This is a genomic window from Nocardia pseudovaccinii NBRC 100343 (assembly GCF_001613225.1).
GTDB classification, from domain to species: domain Bacteria; phylum Actinomycetota; class Actinomycetes; order Mycobacteriales; family Mycobacteriaceae; genus Nocardia; species Nocardia pseudovaccinii.
Genome location: NZ_BDBY01000338.1, coordinates 1 through 15,895 on the forward strand (window position 1 = coordinate 1; position 15,895 = coordinate 15,895).

Here is a 15,895-nt window from a genome sequence, read left to right on the forward strand (position 1 = left end):
GGCCGCCGCTCGGCTAGCACCACCGCCACCCCCACGCAGGAGGCAAAGCCCGAGCCTGCCCGCGCGGCCGTGTGCGACCAGTGCTTCATCCAGCTGCCTGCCAGCGGGACCTGCCAGTATTGCGTATAGGCGTCATGGCGAAACGGCCTTCCGGACGCTCAGTGCGCCATCCATATTCGCGTGATATCGGCAGTAGAAGGGGTGCGAGCCGATTTCGTCGGGTGCGGTGAAGGTGATGGTCTGGCCCGGGCCGATCTCGTGATCGAAGAGGCCGGGGCGTTTGCTGGTGATGCTGTGCTTCACCGAATCGAGGTTGACCACCGTGAGCGCCGCGCCGGGCGTGATCGGGGGCGTCCCGGTGTAGTTCTGATGGTCGATGGTGATGGTGACGGCGGGTATCGGGGCCGGGCCCGATGACGTGGGCGGGGCGATTTTCTCCGACGTGCCGCACCCTCCCGCCCACGCGACGGTGAGCAAACCGATCGCGATCCGATGGCGCCATGGGGCGGTTCGAGAGCTGTTCACCTAGACCGGCTGCCCACAATTCGAGCGGTCATGCTCAAAAGCTATAACAAGTTGGTGAGTCGCTGAGGCATGCTCGACGGTGTTCAGGCCACGGCCGAAACATGGTGGGGGTGCCGCACACTGGTTCGTAGGCTGCTGAACAGTGCGGATTCAGGAGTCGGCGATGATGGACGAAGTGGTGGCGCGGCCCGTGTGGCCGGTGCTGGGACGGCTGAGCGTTGGCGCGGTGGTGGCCGGGCGGAAACGATGGTGGCCGAACGGGCTGCGCTGGACGGCGACGTCGGCGGCCGCGGATCAGTTGCTGCGCGTGGATCCGGTCCTCGCGGTGATGGTGCGAGGTCCGCGGTGATCGCGGGTAGCGTGAGGTGCCTGAGCGCGACGATGCGGGGCAGCGTATGAAGCGGATCTACTGCACATCAGACGATCTGACGCGGATCCGGATCGGGGCACCACTGGGCGCGATGGGCGAAACCGTGCTGGCCACCCGGGTGGTGCAGCGCACCGACGCGCCGTTGTACGACGGCTGGCGCGGGCAGGTGCGGCGCGCGATGCCGGACAACTTCGGCATGCTCGCGGATATCTTCCCCGGCGTGCACCACTTCGTCGACCTGATCACACCGACCCGTGGAGCGAGGTCGATGTCGGCTGGAATCGAGGCATTGCATCTGGCCTCCCGAGACGAACTCCGTCGCGAGGTGGAGCATGCCGATCGTCAGCGCGCGCTGACCGACCACCCGCTCCCCGCGTGGGCGCGGAATCTGTACGACCGCGACAACGCTGCTCGCCGCGATGTCGGGCTCGCCGTCGAGGCATTCCATGCGGTGGCATTCGCCGGTCGGTGGGCGCACATGCAGTCGTATCTCGAGGTGGCGGCCGAGCGGATGGCTCGCACCATTGCCACCGAGGGCGTCGAACGGCTCTTCGCCGGGCTGGCGCCCTTCGCGCGGTGGCGGGCGCCCGCGCTGGAGGTGCTCACCCCGATCGAATGCCATGACGAACATCTCGACGGACGCGGCCTCATTATCATTCCCTCGCTGTTCGTCTGGCCCGGACCGAAGTTGCTGAAATCAACTATCGACAAGGACGCGCCGATGACGCTGGTGGTCCCGGTGCTGCGCGATTTCGCCGATTTCGCCACGGCATGGGGTCCGCGTGCGACCAACGAAGCGTTGACCGCACTGCTCGGCCGGACGCGCGCGGCCGCACTGCAGGAGATCGCCGAAGGCTGCACGACGACCGAACTCGCACGCCGACTGGGTGTTTCACTCGCGACGGCCAGTGAACACGCGTCGATACTGCGTGCGGCCGGGCTCATCGAAAGCTGGCGGCATCGCAATTCGATGCGGCATCAGGCGACGACATTGGGTATCGCATTGCTCGACGGTGATCTCGACGGTGGTGTGCGCATCGCTTAGTCCCGCGCCAGTATCGTCAGGCGGATGCAGCTCATAACCGACCGCAAGACCGTGCGCCGGGTGGGTGCCGGTCTGGTCGCCGGATCGGCGCTGGTCGTCGCGGGTGCCAATATCCGATTGTGGCTGGTATCGGCCGGATATCGGTCCGGACCCGCGGCCGCGCCGACGGTTCCGGTGGTGATCGTGCCGGGCGCGAAGGTCGGGCCCGATGGTGCGCCGATGGCCTATATGCGCGGACGGCTCGATGTCGCGATCGAACTGCTGCGGGCCGGAAAGGTACGTGAGATTCTCGTATCCGGTGCTGCGGCTGGTAGTTCCGGCGACGAAATCGCTTCGATGACAAAGTATCTCGCGGACCACGGCATCGATCCGGCGGTGGTGCGCTGCGATGGCGAAGGCCTGTCGACCCGGGCGACGTGCGAACGAGCCAAGGATTTGTTCGGCATCGACCGCGCCATCATCGTCACGCAATACCAGCATCTGCCGCGGGCGGTCGCATTGTGCCGCGGCGCGGGCATCGATGGCTACGGTGTTGTCGCATACTGTGAGTGCAGGCGAAAAACCCTTGTGCGCAACACTATTCGTGAGTGGTTGGCCGCGCCCAAGGCGGTCGCCGCACTGATCTGACGCTGATCCGAGCCCTACCGGGGGTCTGGAAGCCCGGGATCCATCGGATCGACCGGACCGCCGGGATTCGGGATCGGTGGCGGTCGCATCGGATCCGGCTGTGGCCGAGGATCGGGGATCGGTGGCTCCGGTGTCGGACCGGGCTGCGGTGGTATCGGGTCCGGCGAGGGCCCGGGTACCGGCTCGGGACCGGGCTCCGGCGGTCTCGGATCCGGCGAAGGCCCAGGAACCGGCTCGGGACCGGGCACCGGCGGTCTCGGATCCGGCGAGGGGCCAGGCACCGGCTCAGGGCCGGGCACCGGCTCGGGACCGGGCCTCGGCGGAATCGGCTGCGGCGCCGGGCCAGGGACCGGCTCCGGTTCCGGATATGGTTCGGGCCCCGGCACCGGTTCGGGCATGGGTTTCGGCGGCACCGGATCCGGGATCGGTGTCGGTGGTACCGGGTCCGGAATCGGCGTCGGCGGGATCGGGCTCGGATTCGGTGGCACGGGACGAGTCATGCGCAAACCTCCTCAGCACAGCGGTACCCATCCGATTGCGGGTGAATCAGCCCACGGATCCCAGGCGCGGTGCCAACCCGTGTACCGAAGTGTTCCGGCGGACGACTCCGCTCGTTCGGAAGATCGAAACCGCTTGATGGGCTGCGGGTTCGAGGCACCAGCCCAACGGGCTGGAGGGGTATCTCGTGCAGCGGGTTCGTCCGCGCAGCGCGCAGCCGATCGTTATCGACCCGATGGTCGGTGATCGCGCGGGCGAGACCGGTCGGCGGCGCGCGGCCGGTCCGCTCGCGCGAATCGATCTACTGGGCGTGCCTGCCCGGACCGTCACCGAGTACGCCACCGCCAGGCAGTTGCTCAACGACTCCCGGCTGGTCGAGGACATCAATTCGTGGGCGCTGTCGACCTCGGGGACGGTGACGCGGAAATGGCCGCTCATCGGCATGATCGATACCGGACGGTCAATGTTCACCGTGGACGGTGCCGAGCATCGGCGGCTGGGCAAGTAGACGGTCAAGCCGACCGACGACCTCACCACCGCGCTTATCTTCGCCGCCGACGGCGGTGCGCCGCTGACCGAGAAGGAGATGGTCGGCAATCTTCTGCTCAACACCGTCCGCGCCCTGCCCGCGCTGTTCGAGCGTTTTCCCGAGCTGCGATTCGCGGTGCCGGTCGAGGAGATCCGCAATCTGCCGGTGCTCACCCAGAACGAGCTCGCCGTCTTCCCGGTGTACCTCGCCCGACGCGCTCAGTTGGTTCGTGCGGCGTATCCGAGCGGCAGCTTGTGCGGCGGACAGTTGATCACCGTATCGTCGTCGAGATCCCGGGTTTCCAGGAAGGTGATGCGACCCGACGAGGCGACCAGGGTCAGCGGATAGGTCGGTCCCTTCTCACGGTCGGCGATGATCGCGTCGAGATTGTCCTCGCATCGGGTGAGGGTGCTTTCGGGATAGTCGAGCATCCATTGCGGGTAGGAGATCGTGGTGTGCACCCGACGATCACCGAGCCAGATGATGAGCACGGTGGTGGTTCCGGTCGGCTCCACCCAGGCGATCTTGTACAGATCGTCGTTGAGCTGGACCAGCTTCGCCGCCTGATTCTTGGACCAGCGCCCGAACATCGGTCCCATCAGACATCGCGATTCGATCGTCTGCGGACCCCGCACGTACAACTCGAATTTCCAGCCGTTCTCATAGGCGTAGATGAGATGTTTGCCGACAATTCCGGAGAGATCGCCGGTTAGTGCCGAGACCGTGATCGCTGACTGCTGCGCGCTCATCGGTTACTCCTCTCGGTCGACCAACGCGGTCGGGACCTGCGTCTATGTCGTCAGCCTAATCACCAGCGCGAGCATTGCGAACGGTTTGCCGGGAACGGCGCAGTCAGGTCCGCGCGGCCGCGTAGAGAATTTCGCGCATTCCGGGCAATGATTCTTGATCCGCGCGCCACACCAACCGCAGACTCAGATCGGGCACCGGGAAGTCCAAGCGGACAAGTGTGCCGTGCGCGAGGCCGTCGGCGACCGCGAACTCCGGCAGCAGGGATATGCCGAGTCCGTGTTCGGCCCAGGCCCGCATGACCGGAACCGCACCGGCCTTCACTCGCCGCGGACCCGAGCCGAGCACCTTTTCACCCGCCATCCAGAACGAGCATTCGGGCACATTGACCAGCAGCCGTTCATCGATGAGGTCGGCGGGCGTCAAGCTGGACCGTGCCGTCAGCGGGTGCGTCGGCGCGGCGACCAGGGCAAGCGGCACCGGATCCAGGTCGAGGAAGGCCAGCGGTTCGGCGGGGGCCGGGAAACCCAGATCACCAACGGCGCCACCGGAATCCAGTAGCAGTGCCGCATCGAGATCGCCGCATGCCACATCGGCGAGCAGGCCGTCGCGGGCGCGATCCGAGCGCACCTCGACCTCGATATCGGGCCGTCGCTCGGCCAGTCGGGCCAGTACCTGCGGGACATACGCGCCCGCGAGGGTTTCCAGCGCCCCGAGTCGCAGGACCGGTCGTTCGTCCCGCACGTCGCGCACCGCCTGTTCGGCCTGTTCGAGCAGCCGCCGCGCCCAGCCGGTGAGCCGCTGACCGGCCGGTGTGAGCCGCATGCCCTTGGGGTCGCGCACGAAAAGTGCCACCCCGAGCGCGGTTTCGAGGGTGCGGATCTGCTGGGACACCGATGACGGCGCGAGCTCGAGCGCGATCGCGGCCTCGGTGACCGTGCGGTGGCGGACCACGGCCTCGAAGGTCCGCAGCTGACGTAACTCCATGGCCTGGCCAACAGCGACGCCACATTCGGATATTCCGAATGCGGGATGCGCCGCAGCCGGTGGAGCCGCCGTGCCCGTCCGGCGAGAGTCGATCGGGTCATCGAATGAGCCGAGGAGCTGTTGGATCGGATGAGCATTCTGCAATCGCGGGCGAATAGGTCCGCCGCGTCGACCAGGGCACTGCTGGGGATATCCCTCGGGTACTTCATGGTGCTGTTGGACATGACCGTGCTTTCGGTCGCCGAGCCGGATCTGGCGGCGTCCCTGCACACCTCGGTCGCCGGACTGCAATGGGCGACCACCGGCTATACCGTCGCCTTCGCCGCGCTGCTGCTCTCGGCGGGCGCGGTCGCCGATCGCCATGGCGCGCATCGGGTATTCCGTTTCGGCACAGCGGCTTTCGGCTCGGTCTCGCTGCTGAGCGCCTGCGCGCCGAACCTGTGGGCGCTGGTCGCGCTGCGGGTGCTGTTGGGTGTCGCGGCAGCGGCGTGTGTGCCCGCATCGATGGCGATGATCACCCAGCTCTATCCGGATCCGGGCCGCCGCGCCCGTGCGATTTCGACGTGGGCGGCGATCAGTGGCGCGGCGGTCGCGGCGGGGCCGATCGTGGGCGGCGCGCTGGTCGGGCTGGCCGGGTGGCGGTCGATATTCGTCGTCAATGTTCCCGTCGCGGTGGTCGTATTGGCGCTGAGCATGGGATCCGCGGTGACCTGCGCGCGCGGTGATCGCCGCATCGACTGGGCGGCGCAATCGACCGCGGCCGTCGCCCTGGCGCTGTGCACCGATGCGCTGATCGCGGCGGGTGCGCAGTCGTTCGGGCACGCGGCATGGTCGCTGGGCGGTGCGGTGCTGGCGGCGATCGTCTTCGTCTATCTCGAACGACGCAGTGCCACACCGGTATTGAATCGGGAACTGTTGCGCGCGGGCCGAGTGCGGGCCGGGCTGCTGGTGGGTGCGGCGGTGAATTTCGCGCTCACCGGGGCACTGTTCGTCCTGCCGTTGCTGCTGCAGCGACACCTGAATCCGCTGCAGACCGGGCTCGCCTTCCTGCCGCTCACCGTGCCGTTCGCCGTCATCCCGCCGTTCGCGGGCAAACTCGTGGCCCGCGTCGGACCGCGGCGACCGATCCTGACCGGCCTCGCCCTGCTCGCGGCGGGCGGTGTGGTGCTGGCCGCGGCGGTGTTCGCGAACCTCGGTTATCCGGTGCTGGCGGTCGGGCTGCTGTTGTCGGGATTCGGCGTCGCCTTCGCCCTTCCTTCGCTCGTCGCCGCCATTGTCAACGCGGCGCCCCCGGGAACCGCGGGCGCGGTGGGCGGTCTGCTCAACGCCGTCCGACAAGTCGGCGCGACCTTCGGTGTCGCGATCATGGGTGCGCTCGTCACCACTGGCATCGGCTGGTCCTTGTTGACCTCCGCAGCGGTCTGTGCACTCGCCTGCATCGTCTTCGGTTACCACCGCGCCGCCGAATCCTGACGTCGGCGAACCGGTAACGTGTCGAATGGACGCTGAGGTCCGAACGTGTTCAAGGGGGGTGCATGGGAAGCAAGGGCCTATGGCGGGCTGGCGTACTGGCGCTGACAGCAGTGCTGGTCACAGCCTGTGGGGGTGCATCGACACCGACCGATCCGTACCTCTGGTTGGAGGAACTCGACAGTCCGCGCGTGCAACAGTGGGTCGCCACCGAAAATGCCCGCACACTAGGGATATTGGAGCAGGACCCGCGTTTCGCGGGAAATCTGGCCGCGGCGACCGAACTCGGTAAATCACCCGACCGCCTGCCCACTCCGACACTGCGCGATGGCGGCGTCGACAACTTCTGGCAGGACGGCGACCACACTCGCGGCATCTGGCGCACCACATCCGTCGCGGATTATGAATCGCCGCAACCGAATTGGAGCACAATTCTGGATCTCGACGCCCTCGCGGCGGCAGAATCCAAGAACTGGGTGTGGAAAGGCATCGACTGCGATCCGGTCACCCATAAGCGCTGCCTCGTCAGCCTGTCCGAGGGCGGCGAGGATGCGGTGACCGTACGCGAATTCGACCGTACTACAAACCGATTCGTGCCGGACGGTTTCGTGCTGCCGCGCAGTAAACAGTATGCATCCTGGGTCGACGAGAACACGCTGCTGGTCTCGCGGGAATGGCAGCCGGGTGAGACCACCACCTCCGGCTATCCGTACATCGTCAAACAGTGGCACCGTAGTCAATCTCTCACCGACGCAGCAGAACTCACGCGCGGCGATAAGGCCGATGGTCTGGCTACTGCACCGCTGTTGCTGGACAATGGCGTCGGTCGGAGGTTGAGTTTGGTGCTCCGCCGCGTGTCGTTCTGGGAGAACGAGGTAAGCCTGGTCGGCGCAACCGGGCTGGTGCGCGCGGCATTGCCGCCTAAATCGGATCTGCAGGGCTTCGTCGGCAATCGAATTCTGGTGTCGCTGCGACAGGATTGGACGACGGATGGTGCGACATTCACCGCCGGATCACTGATCTCGCTCGATGCGGATGAGCTCATCGCGGACCCCACGCGGCTGCGCGCGAGGCCCGTCTATGTTCCGAATGCGTCGCAAACACTGGAAGCCGTGCTGACAACACGTGATCGGATCGTCGTGACCTCGCTCGACGATGTGAAAGGGCGTGCCACCGTCTAGACGCCGCAACCGGACGGTTCCTGGTCGGCAGCGCCGGTTTCCTTGCCGGACAACGCAACCGTCCATGCGGTCGATGCCGATTCGGCCGGTTCGCTCGCCTATCTGACGGTCACCTCCTTTCTCGACCCCGCAACGCTGTGGCGGCTCGACACTGCTACCGGAGCCGTCGCACCGGTGAAAACCAGTCCGCGGCAATTCGATTCGTCCCGCTACGTGGTCGAACAGCAGAAGGCCACCTCGCCCGACGGCACCAAGGTGCCCTATTTCGTCGTCCACAGCGCCGATATGAAGTTCGACGGCACCAATCCCACGATCATGTACGCCTACGGCGGTTTCGGCTCGTCCATGACGCCGAACTACAACGGCCTGATGGGCAGGCTGTGGCTGGATCGCGGGGGTGCGTTCGTGCTGGCGAACATTCGCGGCGGCGGTGAATTCGGACCGGCTTGGCACGAGGCCGCACTGACCATCAATCGCCAGCGCGCCTTCGACGATTTCGCCGCCGTCGGCCGTGATGTGATCGACCGGAAGATCACCGCCCCGAGCCGTCTCGGCATCCAGGGCGGTTCGAACGGCGGGCTGCTGATGGGGGTCGAGCTGGTCCAGCATCCGGAGCTGTGGCAAGCGGTGGACATCGAGATACCGCTGCTCGATATGGTCCGCTACGAGCAGATCGCCGCGGGTGCATCGTGGGTGGGCGAATACGGCAGTGTCGCCGATCCGGAGCAACGCGCCTTCCTCGAATCCATATCGCCCTACCAGAATTTGCGCCCTGGCGTGCGGTATCCGGAGCCCTTCGTCTGGACCACCACCAAGGACGATCGGGTCGGCCCGCAGCACGCCCGCAAATTCGCCGCCCGGCTCGCCGAATTCGGCGACCCGTACCTGTTCTACGAGGCCACCGAGGGCGGGCACGGCGGCGGCACCAATATCGACGAGACGGCCCGCACCAGCGCACTCGAATTCACCTACTTCATGCGCAAGCTCATGTAGGGATGGTTGACCGTGCGCGGTTCGGCGGTGCATGGTTGGCCGATGACCGGCGAAGAGGTCCGTGCGGGTGTGAAGCTGACCAATCTCGACGCACCACTGTTCGACGGTGCCGACGCGACCAAGCGCGATCTGATCGACTATCTCGAGTTCGTCGGTGATCGGCTGGTCGGACAACTGCGCGACCGTCCGCTCTCGGTGGTGCGCATCCGGCCTGGCCAGGAACCGTTCATGCAGAAGAACCTGCCGAAGTACACCCCGGACTGGGTGCGTCGGGTGACGGTGTGGGCCGAGACCTCCAAACGCGAAGTGACCTACGCCCTCTGCGATGACGTGCCCACATTGCTGTGGTTCGGCAATCAGCGCGCGGTCGAATATCACCCGACCCTGCTGCTGGCCGATCACACCGCGGGCCCGACCCACCTGATCCTGGATCTCGATCCCCCCGAGGGCGGCCCCTTCCGGCAGGTCGTACTCGCCGCCGAACTGATCAGGCAGGCGCTCGCCGATGACGGACTCGCGGGAGCGGTGAAAACCAGCGGTGCAAAGGGTGTGCACGTCTTCGTGCCGATCCAGCCGCGCATCCCGATCGAGGATGTCGCCGCCGCCACCCGGGCGGTCGCGGCCAGGGCCGAACGCATCGATCCGGATCTGGCCACCACCGCATTCATCCGCGAGGACCGCGCGGGCAAGGTCTTTCTGGATTCGACGCGCGCGGGCGGCGCGACCGTCGTCGCGGCCTACAGCCCGCGCGTGCGTCCGGGTGTGCCGGTGTCCTTCCCGATCGAATGGGCTCAGCTCGCAGATATCAGCCCGGGCGACTTCACCGTGCGCACCGCGCCGAAGCAACTGGGCGATCGGGATCCGTGGGCGCGGGAAATGCCCGCGCCGCAGGCCTTGCCCGCCGATCTCGTCGAGGAGGGGCACACCATCCCGGTGGCCCGGGTCCAAGCGATGCACGAGGGCAAGCGCCGAGCCCGGGCCCGCAGGCAGAGTTAGCCTGTCAGTGCTCGATGACGGTGCGGAAGTGCGCCGCCCCGTCGGTGATCGCGTCGACGGTGACCAGAGCCCGGAATTCGACGCCGTCATCGGTGACCGTGCAGACCTCCGTCGCGCCGATATCGGCGTCGAGGAAGTTGGGGCAATGCACGTCCTGCGGGGTGTGCCCGGTCTGGTCGGTGAAGTCGATGGCGACCCGCCGGGCGAGCTGTGAACCGGAGATCGCATCCATGTCGTCGTCGTCATTGCCCCAGCCGACGGAGGTTTGGGCGAAGCTGCCGAGAATGCCGACGATGAGCATGACGATCAGCAGCGTCCGGCCGCCGCTGGAGAGCACCAGCGGGCGGGTCGGCGACTGAGCAGGTTCGGGCCCACCCGTCACCCGAGCACCACCCGCCATCGAATCGCCGGTATATATCGGACCGGTAGGGGCTGCCTGCTTGTCGCCGAAAACACCCGTCAGGTACGTCGGGGTCAGCAGGTACGCATAGGCGGACACCCGCATTTCGATGCGCAGCACCGCCGAGGTGGCCTCGAAGATCGCGCGCGGCATCCGCCCGGTGATCAGCACGATCAGCCACAGAATGAACGAGATGATCCCCCATCCGGTGGTGAACCAGCCTGACAGCACCAGGATCGGGAAGGCCAGGATGAGCCGGAACAGCACGGCCAGCCGGTTCAACGGCGTGGGCGCGGGGAACAGCAGACGGACCGGATAGTCCGGCGCGGTCCAGGCGAACGGTGGGTAGTCGTCGACCAGCAACATGGCGTAGCCGTGCACCCGCACGGTGTATCCGTAATACCCGCGCAGGAACTCACCGCACCAGTCGGGCAAGCGGCCGAGCACCAGCGCACCGAACCAGCCGCAGACGATCACCACGAAAGCGGCGATGCTCAGGAACCAGAGCACGATCAGCTGGGGTATGGCCAGCAACAGTCGCAGCAGAACGGTCCAGCGGCGGTGCTGCTCCGGCGGAAAGACATCCAGTTCGACCAATGCTTCGTCACCGGTCGGTGATCCTTCTCTCATTACCACGGCGACCCACTCACTTCCTTCGTCCAGCGGAATTGTCCAGAACTCGGATGAGTGAGATCGAATGTAGCCCGTGGATTGCCGATCGATCGGTAACCGCGCCGACCGAGCCGGACCGGGGTGCGGCGAGCTCTCTGTTAAGGGATCTTAAATAGCCGTCTCCGGACAGGCGCCGCCGATGGGCGCGGCGCACAATTCCGTTGTCGGAGAGAACGATCCACTCCCGACGGTACGGGTCCTCAGTGGATCTAGTCGGACAGTTGTCAGCGGAGGAACCAGTGCCCCCACATGTGACCGTGATTCATAGAGTGCGCGGTGTCGACGTCCCCTACCTAGAGCGTATCGACCACAATGCCGATGTCGTCACCTACATTTGCGCGAAGGATCTGATCGACGGAATTCCGCGGCATGCGGCCGCCGCCGTCGAATTACTCGAAGATATGGCGAACGCGCCGGATGCCGTGCGCGCGCTCGCGGCTCGATTCGGAACGCCGGACCGCATTGTCGCGCTGCACGAATTCGATTTGCTGACCGCGGCGCAGTTGCGGAGAGAATTCGGTATCGCGGGTGATAGTCCGGACTATGTGCTCCCGTTTCGCGACAAACTGGTGATGGGTGCGACGGTCGCCACCGCGGGTGTGCCGACTCCCGCCTTCACCCACGTCGGCGATGTCGAATCGATCATGGACTTCGCCGCGGTGCACGGCTTTCCGCTCATCGTCAAACCCCGTCTCGGTGCCGGGAGCAAGGACGTCATCCGGCTGAATTCCATCGATGATTGCGCGGCATTGCCCGATCTGAGCGCGGAACCTTTTCTCGTACAACGTTTCTGCCCGGACGAGGTCGGTGCGGTCGACGGCGTGTGGACCGGCAGCGAGCTCGGTCCGTGGCGGGCTTCCCAGTATCTCGGCAACTGTCTCGAATTCGCCAATGGTGGTACAACTCTCGGTTACGTCGAGCTCGACGATCCGGAATTGCTCGAGCCGCTGGCGGGGTTCGCCGCAGCTGTGCTCACCGCGCTCAGCGCCGACGTGCCGACGGTTTTCCACCTCGAATTCTTCCTCGGTCGCGACGGTGCCGCGCCGCGCATTCAGTTCCTCGAAGTGGCCGCGCGGGCCACGGGCGGCGAAACCACACATATGTGGCGGGAGGTGCACGACTACGACCTGCTCGGTGCGGCGGTCGATATCCAACTGGGCCGGATTCCCGACGCCGATCCGCTCAGTGATGAATCGGTTGTCGGTGAGTTGCTGATCCACCCGCTGGTGACCCCACCATGCACCGTGGTGGACGTCCAGCTCCACGTACCGCAGCAGCATGCGCCGTACCATGTCTCGGTCCCACAGCCGGGGACGACCATCACCCAGACATTCGGCTATGCCGATATCGGCGCCGCATTCCGTTTCCGGGGCAATTCGACGGTGGAGGTCATCGACTCACTGCGACGCACCGCGGCGGGATTCCGGATGGATTGCGTGGCATACGATCCGGCCGCCGACCCGGCCATCGCCTGAGTCGCGGGAACGGATCGTGTCACGGTTCTCTGTCGCCCTGCCGCCGGTCGGCCCGCAGCGTGTGCTGACGCTTATCGCGGGCGCATCCGCCGTCTTCAGTGGAATCTATCTGTCCACTGTCGTCCTCTACTTCACCCGGATCGTGCACATCTCGCCGATGCGGGTCGGCATCGGCCTGAGCGTCGCCGGGGCCGTATCCATCGCCGTCTCGATAGTGGCGGGAAAGCTGTCGGATCGACGCGGACCGCTTGGTGTGCTGCGGGTCAGTCTGATCCTTGCGGCCTGCGGCACCCTCGGCTTTCTCACGGTCGGTGAATTCGCGTGGTATCTGGTCGTCATTCCGGCCACGGCGGCCGCGCAGACCTGTGTGCAGCTGATGATCTCGACGATCATCACCCGCGTAGTCACCGATCGAGCCAATGAATTCCGCGCCTACATCCGTTCGATTCTGAATGTGGGCATCGCTATCGGCATCGGCCTATCTGCCGTTGCCGTGCAATGGGATTCGGCGAACTTCTATCACGCGGCCATCGTCATCGGCGCTGGTTGTGCTGCCGGGGCCGCACTCATGGTCGAGCGGCTGCCCGCCTTGGGGCCGGTGGCGGTGGAGTCCGGCGCGCCGGGACAGCGCTGGGCGGTGCTGCGTGATCGGCCGTATCTGGCGCTCACCGTTTTGGATGGGGTGCTGTCGCTGCAGTACCGGATTCAGTCGGTCGCGATTCCACTGTGGATCATCGGTGCGACGACGGCGCCGCGGTGGTCGATCGCCGCGATCGACATGCTCAATATCTTCGTCGTGGTGTTCTTCCAGGTCCGCGCGAGCCGTAGCATCGATACCGCCCGCGCGGGCGGTGCCGCGCTGCGGCGCGCCGGGTGGGCATTCCTGCTGGCCTGCATCGTGCTGGCGGCGGCCGAAGGCCAGTCCGGCTGGCTCGCGGTGCTTACCCTCGCCAGCGGTGCGGCGGTCTTGAGCGTCGGTGAATTGTGGCAGACGGCAGGCGGTTTCGAGGTCTCGAATGCCTTGGCGCCGCCGGAGGCGATCGGTGAGTATCTGGGCGTATTCGGCACCGGACTCCGATTGGCCGATGCGCTCGGTCCGGCCTTGCTGACCTGGTTGTGCATCGGGATCGGCGTCGCGGGCTGGTATGTCGCGGGACTGATCCTGCTGGTTGCCGGTCTGCTCGCACCGGTGATCGTCGCGAAGGCGGAGTCCAGGCGGGACCGGTATGCCCTCGTGGCGGCATCGTAGGCCGCTATCCAGTGGCCGAGACCGCGGTATCAGCCGGACCGATCGGCAGGACGAAGTACAGTTCGCTGCGCCGGGCCACCCCGAGTTTGCGATAGACGCGGGTGAGATGTTGTTCGACGGTGCTGGTGGTAATGGCGAGTTTGTCGGCGATCTCGCGATTGGCCTTGCCGCGGGCCGCCAGTTCAGCCACCCGGCGTTCGGCGGGGCTCAGCGTCGCGAGCCCACCCGGAATCCGGCGAAGTGCGGGCATGGGTTGGGTCGGTTGCGTCGCGGTTTGGGGTTTGCCGTCGAGTAGATCGCGCAGCAGCACCTCGGCGCCGCAGGTTTCGGCGATACGTGCCGCGTCGCGGATCAGTGTGCGAGATCTTTCCTGATCGCCGACGCTGCGGTGTGCCTTGCCGAGTTCGCCGAGGGCCGTGGCCAATTCGACATCGTCACCGCCGGTGCGGGCGATCGCGGCCGACTCACGCAGCAAGCGGAAGGCTTGATATCGGTCGCCGGTGGTTGCGAGCAACCGGAGTGCGACGCCGCCGGAGCGGTGCCGGTCGGCGGTACCGAGCAGCTCGAGATGTCTGGTCGCGAATTCCTGTGCCTGCCGGTGCTCGCCGAGTGCGAGGTGGGCGGCGGCGATGTCATTGCGCCACGGCACCAGCCAGGGGAAGTCCATATTCCACCGGTCCATGAGATAACCGCAGCGGCGGAAACTGCGCAATGCCTCGTCGGCGCGGCCCACCGCGAGGTGATGGTGGCCCTGCGCCTGCAGATACGGCAGGCCGAAGCGCGATTCGAAAATTGTTCGTGGCACCGCCCTTTCGAGCTGGGTCGCGGCCTCGGCATGTCGACCGGTGATGGTCAGCGCGTGCACCATTGTGGCGATCGGCGTGCCGATCCAGAGGCCGAGGTGTTCGGCGGGTACGTAATTCAGTGCCAGCGCCGCATCGCTGATCGCATCGCGAATGTTGCCCTTGCGCAGCATGGTTTCCGCACGCAGCCCGGCGAAGATCGACTGCCAGGTCGGGGCGCGGCGGGCATCGGCCTCGGCGAGCAGCGATTCGCACCAGGCCGCCGCGGTATCGAGCCGGTTGCTGTAGATGAGGCAATGCACCGCCGCGACCAGGGTTTCGATCGTGGTCGAGGTGAGGCGATGGCTGGTGAGCAAACGCTGCGCGAGCGTGGCGATCTCGTCGAGCGGATGGGTGAACAGCCCGGTGAGCAGATCTGCGCCGTGGCGATGCGGTGAATGCTGGTCGGTGCGCAGCTTGGGCGGCCGGGCCGGTGCCGCGAAGAGTCGCGGATGACGTTGGACGTGCGGGGGATAGGAGTACCGCAGCCAGGCGCGCAGGAAGTCGGTCTCCGGCGCCGCCTCGTCCGGTTCGCCGCTGTTCAATTGGCCGAGTGCGTGATCGGCCTGCTGCACCTGCCCGTGCCACAGCAAGTACATGATGGCGGCGGGCAATTCGTGGTAGGGCACCCGGCCAGCGCGTAGCGCTGCCTTCAACCGGGTGAACTGGCGCGAGCGGGTCGACGGATTGATCCGCCATTCCAGGCAGACCAGCCGGATCGCGATAGTGGCCCGCTCGCCCGCGTCCCGGGTGGCGCGGTAGGCCAACTCCAGCCGATCGACCGCCGGTTCGATCTGGTCGTTGGTTATCGCATCCTCGGCCGCGGTGCGCAGTACGTCGACGGCCCACGGGTAGCCGACGGCACCGGCGTCGACCAGGTGGTCGGCGACGGTGCTCGCCGGAAAACCCCGATGGTGCAGCAGTTCCGCGGCCCGCCCGTGCAACTTCTGCCGGACCTGGTCGGGGGTGTTGCGCAGGATCCGCTCACCGATCTCCGGATGTTCGAAACGCGCGGTTTCGGCGAGTTGCCGGACGACGGCCCGCACCGCGGCCTCGTCCACCTCCAGCAACTCGGCGACCAGGCCGACCGTGCTCGCGGTGCCGAGCACGGCCATGGCCTGACCAACCCGGGATTTGGCGAAGTCGGCCCACTGGTCGCGATGCGCTGGGTTGTCGCTGTGTGGCGGAACAGGCTGACACATACTCGGAGCCCTTCGTCGAGGTGGTGAGCCCGACTGAGGGAGAGCACCATCGAAAACGAGCAGCTCGGGTGCACTGAGGATGCGGCA

General features: G+C 66.4%; 15 protein-coding genes. 10 read left to right on the top strand and 5 right to left on the bottom strand.

The features are described 5' to 3' along the window. Positions 1–132: 132 nt before the first annotated feature. Positions 133–525 (bottom strand): cupredoxin domain-containing protein, encoded by a 393-nt coding sequence (locus NP3_RS37480; protein WP_063046461.1) that lies wholly within the window; start codon positions 523–525, stop codon positions 133–135. A 163-nt stretch (positions 526–688) separates the two neighbouring features. Between NP3_RS37480 and NP3_RS37485 the strand changes: the two genes are divergently transcribed. From NP3_RS37485 to NP3_RS50905, 4 genes are all read left to right on the top strand, one after another. Further along, complete coding sequence (locus tag NP3_RS37485) at positions 689–874, top strand: hypothetical protein (RefSeq protein ID WP_157124812.1); 186 nt, start codon at positions 689–691, stop codon at positions 872–874. Positions 875–890: 16 nt separating this feature from the next. Beyond that, positions 891–1,940, top strand: a complete 1,050-nt coding sequence (locus tag NP3_RS37490) for an ArsR/SmtB family transcription factor (protein WP_063046463.1) — start codon at positions 891–893, stop codon at positions 1,938–1,940. 24 nt (positions 1,941–1,964) lie between these two features. Beyond that, the gene (locus NP3_RS48495; protein WP_063046464.1) at positions 1,965–2,567 is read left to right on the top strand and encodes a SanA/YdcF family protein; all 603 of its coding nucleotides are present in this window, start codon (positions 1,965–1,967) and stop codon (positions 2,565–2,567) included. A 685-nt stretch (positions 2,568–3,252) separates the two neighbouring features. Further along, positions 3,253–3,573 carry a cytochrome P450 family protein gene (locus NP3_RS50905; RefSeq protein WP_063046466.1) on the top strand — a complete coding sequence of 107 codons (321 nt, stop codon included), beginning with the start codon at positions 3,253–3,255 and terminating at the stop codon, positions 3,571–3,573. A 239-nt stretch (positions 3,574–3,812) separates the two neighbouring features. Here the strand turns inward: NP3_RS50905 and NP3_RS37510 are convergent, their stop codons facing one another. Further along, a complete protein-coding gene (locus NP3_RS37510) occupies positions 3,813–4,343 on the bottom strand; it encodes a phenolic acid decarboxylase (protein ID WP_063046467.1) in 531 nt (176 codons plus the stop codon). A gap of 103 nt (positions 4,344–4,446) precedes the next feature. Beyond that, a complete protein-coding gene (locus NP3_RS37515) occupies positions 4,447–5,328 on the bottom strand; it encodes a LysR family transcriptional regulator (protein WP_063046468.1) in 882 nt (293 codons plus the stop codon). 129 nt (positions 5,329–5,457) lie between these two features. Here NP3_RS37515 and NP3_RS37520 point away from each other — a divergent pair, with 129 nt between their 5' ends. The 4 genes from NP3_RS37520 to NP3_RS37530 all read left to right on the top strand — a co-directional run bounded on the left by NP3_RS37520 (position 5,458) and on the right by NP3_RS37530 (position 9,968). Continuing rightward, positions 5,458–6,801 (top strand): MFS transporter, encoded by a 1,344-nt coding sequence (locus NP3_RS37520; protein ID WP_063046469.1) that lies wholly within the window; start codon positions 5,458–5,460, stop codon positions 6,799–6,801. A gap of 62 nt (positions 6,802–6,863) precedes the next feature. Continuing rightward, positions 6,864–7,979, top strand: coding sequence for a prolyl oligopeptidase family protein (locus tag NP3_RS50910; protein WP_245721271.1), 1,116 nt, complete (start codon positions 6,864–6,866; stop codon positions 7,977–7,979). Positions 7,980–8,021: 42 nt separating this feature from the next. After that, complete coding sequence (locus tag NP3_RS50915; protein ID WP_245721272.1) at positions 8,022–8,972, top strand: prolyl oligopeptidase family serine peptidase; 951 nt, start codon at positions 8,022–8,024, stop codon at positions 8,970–8,972. A gap of 42 nt (positions 8,973–9,014) precedes the next feature. Next, positions 9,015–9,968, top strand: a complete 954-nt coding sequence (locus NP3_RS37530; protein ID WP_063046470.1) for a DNA polymerase domain-containing protein — start codon at positions 9,015–9,017, stop codon at positions 9,966–9,968. 4 nt (positions 9,969–9,972) lie between these two features. Here NP3_RS37530 and NP3_RS37535 read toward each other — a convergent pair whose 3' ends face one another. Continuing rightward, positions 9,973–10,998: a DUF4389 domain-containing protein gene (locus tag NP3_RS37535; RefSeq protein WP_063046471.1), complete on the bottom strand. Its 1,026-nt coding sequence runs from the start codon at positions 10,996–10,998 to the stop codon at positions 9,973–9,975. 281 nt (positions 10,999–11,279) lie between these two features. Here NP3_RS37535 and NP3_RS50920 point away from each other — a divergent pair, with 281 nt between their 5' ends. Together NP3_RS50920 and NP3_RS37545 are read left to right on the top strand one after the other, a co-directional pair. Further along, positions 11,280–12,515 carry an ATP-grasp domain-containing protein gene (locus NP3_RS50920; RefSeq protein WP_063046472.1) on the top strand — a complete coding sequence of 412 codons (1,236 nt, stop codon included), beginning with the start codon at positions 11,280–11,282 and terminating at the stop codon, positions 12,513–12,515. Between the two features lie 16 nt (positions 12,516–12,531). Then, positions 12,532–13,764: an MFS transporter gene (locus NP3_RS37545; RefSeq protein WP_063046473.1), complete on the top strand. Its 1,233-nt coding sequence runs from the start codon at positions 12,532–12,534 to the stop codon at positions 13,762–13,764. Between the two features lie 4 nt (positions 13,765–13,768). Here NP3_RS37545 and NP3_RS37550 read toward each other — a convergent pair whose 3' ends face one another. After that, the gene (locus NP3_RS37550; RefSeq protein ID WP_157124814.1) at positions 13,769–15,808 is read right to left on the bottom strand and encodes a LuxR C-terminal-related transcriptional regulator; all 2,040 of its coding nucleotides are present in this window, start codon (positions 15,806–15,808) and stop codon (positions 13,769–13,771) included. Positions 15,809–15,895 lie beyond the last annotated feature (87 nt).

Excerpts from the sequence above, each read along its gene's own strand:
- NP3_RS37510 (WP_063046467.1), bottom strand. The coding sequence starts at position 4,343 with ATGAGCGCGCAGCAGTCAGCGATCACGGTCTCGGCACTAACCGGCGAT.
- NP3_RS37515 (WP_063046468.1), bottom strand. The coding sequence starts at position 5,328 with ATGGAGTTACGTCAGCTGCGGACCTTCGAGGCCGTGGTCCGCCACCGC.
- NP3_RS37550 (WP_157124814.1), bottom strand. The coding sequence starts at position 15,808 with ATGTGTCAGCCTGTTCCGCCACACAGCGACAACCCAGCGCATCGCGAC.
- NP3_RS37485 (WP_157124812.1), top strand. The coding sequence starts at position 689 with ATGATGGACGAAGTGGTGGCGCGGCCCGTGTGGCCGGTGCTGGGACGG.
- NP3_RS37535 (WP_063046471.1), bottom strand. The coding sequence starts at position 10,998 with ATGAGAGAAGGATCACCGACCGGTGACGAAGCATTGGTCGAACTGGAT.
- NP3_RS37520 (WP_063046469.1), top strand. The coding sequence starts at position 5,458 with ATGAGCATTCTGCAATCGCGGGCGAATAGGTCCGCCGCGTCGACCAGG.
- NP3_RS50910 (WP_245721271.1), top strand. The coding sequence starts at position 6,864 with ATGGGAAGCAAGGGCCTATGGCGGGCTGGCGTACTGGCGCTGACAGCA.
- NP3_RS37530 (WP_063046470.1), top strand. The coding sequence starts at position 9,015 with ATGACCGGCGAAGAGGTCCGTGCGGGTGTGAAGCTGACCAATCTCGAC.
- NP3_RS48495 (WP_063046464.1), top strand. The coding sequence starts at position 1,965 with ATGCAGCTCATAACCGACCGCAAGACCGTGCGCCGGGTGGGTGCCGGT.